The following is a 3,330-nucleotide window of genomic DNA, read 5'->3' as shown; positions in this document are numbered from 1 at the left end:
TAGGTGCGGCCGCCGGTTTCTTCGGCATCGGCGGGGGCTTCCTGATCGTGCCGGCCCTGGTCTTGCTGGGCGGGCTGTCCATGCACCTGGCGGTGGGTACCAGCCTGCTGGTAGTGGCCATGAAGTCAGCCAGCGGATTCTATAAATACCTGTTGCTGCTGCCCGGACAGGGCTACACCGTGAACTGGGATATCGTGCTACTGTTCGCTGGACTGGGAATTGTGGGCAGTCTGTTGGGTGGGCGGATTGCGGGTCGCATTCCACAACTAGCTTTGCGTCGGGGTTTTGCGGGCTTTCTGGTAGTGATGGGAGTGTTTATCCTGTGGCAGAACCTGCCCCGGGTGTTTCACGGATAGCCCGCCAGGGCCAAATCGTCTCCAAGCGCCTCCACATCTACCCTTCCCGCATACAGGTTGACTACCTTTCCTTCCCCGTCCAGGACGAATGTCCATGGATGTCCCAGGGTTCGGAACCGGTTGGCCACCACCACCGGGGTATCGCCTCCAGGCATGGCCAGCAAAGGCAGAAAGGCGGGATAGGTTTTCATGTAATCCCGTATAACCTGGGCCGTGTCACGGGGTTCGCGGCTGATAACCACAAAGGGTACTTTGTACTCCTGAGCCAGCTTGTGCAGCTTGGGGAGTTCGGTTTTGCAGATCGGGCACCAACTGGCCCAGAAGGTGATTACTACCGGCTTGCCCTTGAAACTAGCCAGCGTGTAGACCTTGCCGGATGCATCGCGTAGCCGAAAATCTGGAGCGGTCTGACCTGGCGAGGCTGAGAGGGCTATTGCAAACAAAACCAGGGTTGCCAACCAGCGGTTCATATTTCCTCCCTGTTCAAGGTTTTGCTATCAGTGCATACCTGTAGAGGGTATTTGGCGCAAGGATATCACAAAGCAATCCCCGTAAAAACACAAGGGGTTCCGCCACACACCTCGGGAGAGTTAACACTTAGCACAGTCCATGAAGCAAAGCAGGTACCGATGCCCAAAAGCATAGGGCACTTCACTTGCTCAAATGGCCGCATCGCCACCAGTTACCCCAGTATGGGGTGCAGTTTCTGGGCTTTGTAGCAAGAAGCTCACTCCGGTTGATGGGCCGTATACCAGAAAGAATAAGCAAAAGAGCGAGGCGGAAGAAATTTGTCCGATAAAGAATAAATAGCGCGTTGAACCAAAGGACCCGCTTGGAGGCTGTTGACGTATATACCCCTGGGTAGTATAGAATTGAGTCCATCGAAAACTCGAGAAACCTTATGCGCGCGATTATTCGGTTGGTTTTTTTGGCACTGATCTGGCCCTTGCTGGTAGTCAAGGCCCAAGGAGTTGACTTCGACCGCTGGTATCCCTATGCCCAGGCCAGCCAGTATGCCCAGTCGTATGGGCGCATCTTGATGGTTTATTTCTGGGGCGAGGCCTGCCCCTACTGCGACCAGATGAACACCTATGTGCTTTCCGACGCGGCGGTTTCGAGAACCCTCGAGCGCCGCTTCGTGGTAGCCAGCGTGGATAGCCACAGTCCCGAAGGACGCGTCCTCAGTTCGCAGATGCGGGCGTTTGGCACTCCCAGTTTGGTCTTTTTCGTACCCCAGGGGGGTACGTGGAAAGAAGTGGGGCGGCTGTTTGGCAGCCGTACCCGAGCGCAGTTTCTGAAAGAGCTTCAGCAGATCTGTGCAGTAGTGGGAGGCGGGGTTTGTGGATAGAAGAAGGTTTTTGAAAGCCTCAGCAGGGGCGGTAGCGGGTGCGGTGCTGGCCTCCCAGCTCACTTCGGGGCTGGCTCAGAGTGCCCTCGAGGGCGAGGATCTCGCCAACCTGGAAAAGGGGCTTCAGGCGACCCTGAAGCGGGGGGTAAGAGACCTGACTGCTTCTCGGGATGTTCGTCTGGTGGCCCCTTCCATTGCCGAATCGGGGGCCAATGTTCCAGTGGAGATCGAGGTGAACCTGCCAGCAGACCAGGTAAAAGCTATCCATTGTTTCTGTGACAAGAACGCCAATCCGCTGCTCTTTAGCACGACTCTAGCGGGGGTACTGCCCTACTATGCCACCCGGGTACGCGTCGCCGAGACGGCCCCGGTGCGGGCGGTGATCGAAACCAAAGACGGCAGGTTCTTGATGGCCTCACAGTCGGTGCGGGTAACAGTAGGTGGCTGCGGGTAAGGAGGAGCACAATGGCAATTAATATTTTGGTTCGGTTCAACCCGGCCAGGCCCAAAGCCGGTGAGGAAGTTCGTATCCAGATCGTGGCGCAGCACGCCATGGAACCCGGCACCCGTCGGGATGCGGGCGGCAATCTGATCCCCGCTAACTACATTAATGAGGTCGGCGTCGTTCTGGACGGTCAGGTCATCGCCCAGGTCCGGCCAGGCCCTGGCACCAGCGCCAATCCCCTGTTTGCTTTCAAGATGAGGGCCAGCAAGGCAGGGCAGATCAAGGTCACCTGCAAAGACCTGAACGGTCAAACCGGCGAGAGAACCGCAGAGCTGGTGCTGGCTTAAAGGGCGCGTATGGGTCGCTTCTGGCGTCTGATAGGGGTGGCTGTACTGGCCCTTTTTAGCCTGTTGGTGCTGGCCCAGGAGGAAGGCGATCCGGCCAAGGAGGCCGAAAAGCAAAAGAAGCAACTCCTGGAGCAGAGCGGGGGCATTCTGCCCAGCGATTTATATGTAGTGCAGGGTGAGGAGCTATTCAAAGCCAGGCGCGGCCCCAGGAACGCTTCCCTCGAGAACTGCGACTTTGGCCGGGGATTGGGGAGGCTCGAGGGGGTGGTGGGCCGGCTGCCCCGCTACTTCTTCGACACCCGCCGGGTGGAAGACCTCGACTCGCGTATCCGCAGTTGTATGGTGCGCTTGCAGGGCTTCCGCCCCGAGGAGATCCGGCGGAGCGAGGTGGTGGCTATGGCTTTTTACCTGGCATCGCTTTCCAACGAGCAGCCAGTAGCGGTGCGGCCACTAATGCCCCAAGAACGGCAACTGTACGCGCTGGGCGAGCAGCTTTTCAACCTGCGAGCTGGCCCTCGCGATATGGGTTGTGCCACCTGCCACGTGAGCTATGTGGGCAGGCGAGCTGGGCTGCTCCCCTACTCGGACATCCTCAAGGACAAACGCGCAGCCAGCCACTGGCCCGCCTTCCGTTACTCCAACGACCAGGCCTGGACCATGGCTGACCGCATCCGGGCCTGCTACGCCAACCTGAGCATGCCCGCTCCCGAGATCGACCCCGTCCCCCTCATTGCCCTGACCCTCTTTATGAATGTGCAGGCCAACGGGGCTCGGATGGATCTGCCGGGTTTCATACGCTAGGAAGGTTTTGTGCGGCGATTCTATCTACCTGCG

6 protein-coding genes are annotated in these 3,330 nt (G+C 58.5%); 5 read left to right on the top strand and 1 reads right to left on the bottom strand.

Features of this window, described 5'->3' with window-relative positions:
- On the top strand, window positions 1-356 hold a 356-nt coding region (locus Q0288_RS05215), incomplete at its 5' end, for a sulfite exporter TauE/SafE family protein (protein ID WP_299428219.1).
- Here Q0288_RS05215 and Q0288_RS05210 read toward each other — a convergent pair.
- Window positions 347-826, bottom strand: coding sequence for a TlpA disulfide reductase family protein (locus Q0288_RS05210; protein WP_299428216.1), 480 nt, complete (start codon window positions 824-826; stop codon window positions 347-349). The genes Q0288_RS05215 and Q0288_RS05210 overlap by 10 nt on opposite strands.
- 431 nt (window positions 827-1,257) lie before the next feature.
- Here Q0288_RS05210 and Q0288_RS05205 point away from each other — a divergent pair, with 431 nt between their 5' ends.
- The 4 genes from Q0288_RS05205 to soxA are packed head-to-tail and all read left to right on the top strand — an operon-like array spanning window position 1,258 to window position 3,297.
- Entirely contained in the window at window positions 1,258-1,704 is a 447-nt protein-coding gene (locus Q0288_RS05205) for a thioredoxin fold domain-containing protein (protein WP_299428213.1), read from the top strand.
- On the top strand, window positions 1,697-2,158 hold the full coding sequence (gene soxY, locus Q0288_RS05200) for a thiosulfate oxidation carrier protein SoxY (protein WP_299428210.1): 462 nt from the start codon (window positions 1,697-1,699) through the stop codon (window positions 2,156-2,158). Before Q0288_RS05205 ends, soxY begins: the two co-directional genes overlap by 8 nt.
- Window positions 2,159-2,169: 11 nt before the next feature.
- Entirely contained in the window at window positions 2,170-2,496 is a 327-nt protein-coding gene (soxZ, locus tag Q0288_RS05195; protein ID WP_299428207.1) for a thiosulfate oxidation carrier complex protein SoxZ, read from the top strand.
- A 9-nt stretch (window positions 2,497-2,505) separates the two neighbouring features.
- Window positions 2,506-3,297 (top strand): sulfur oxidation c-type cytochrome SoxA, encoded by a 792-nt coding sequence (gene soxA, locus Q0288_RS05190; protein WP_299428204.1) that lies wholly within the window; start codon window positions 2,506-2,508, stop codon window positions 3,295-3,297.
- Window positions 3,298-3,330: the final 33 nt, after the last annotated feature.

This window comes from uncultured Meiothermus sp., from assembly GCF_937863175.1.
Classification (GTDB): domain Bacteria; phylum Deinococcota; class Deinococci; order Deinococcales; family Thermaceae; genus Meiothermus.
This window is presented reverse-complemented; position numbering and strand designations above follow the sequence as displayed.

Coding starts and splice junctions, on each gene's coding strand:
- Q0288_RS05210 (WP_299428216.1), bottom strand. CDS start 826: ATGAACCGCTGGTTGGCAACCCTGGTTTTGTTTGCAATAGCCCTCTCA.
- Q0288_RS05205 (WP_299428213.1), top strand. CDS start 1,258: ATGCGCGCGATTATTCGGTTGGTTTTTTTGGCACTGATCTGGCCCTTG.
- soxZ (WP_299428207.1), top strand. CDS start 2,170: ATGGCAATTAATATTTTGGTTCGGTTCAACCCGGCCAGGCCCAAAGCC.
- soxA (WP_299428204.1), top strand. CDS start 2,506: ATGGGTCGCTTCTGGCGTCTGATAGGGGTGGCTGTACTGGCCCTTTTT.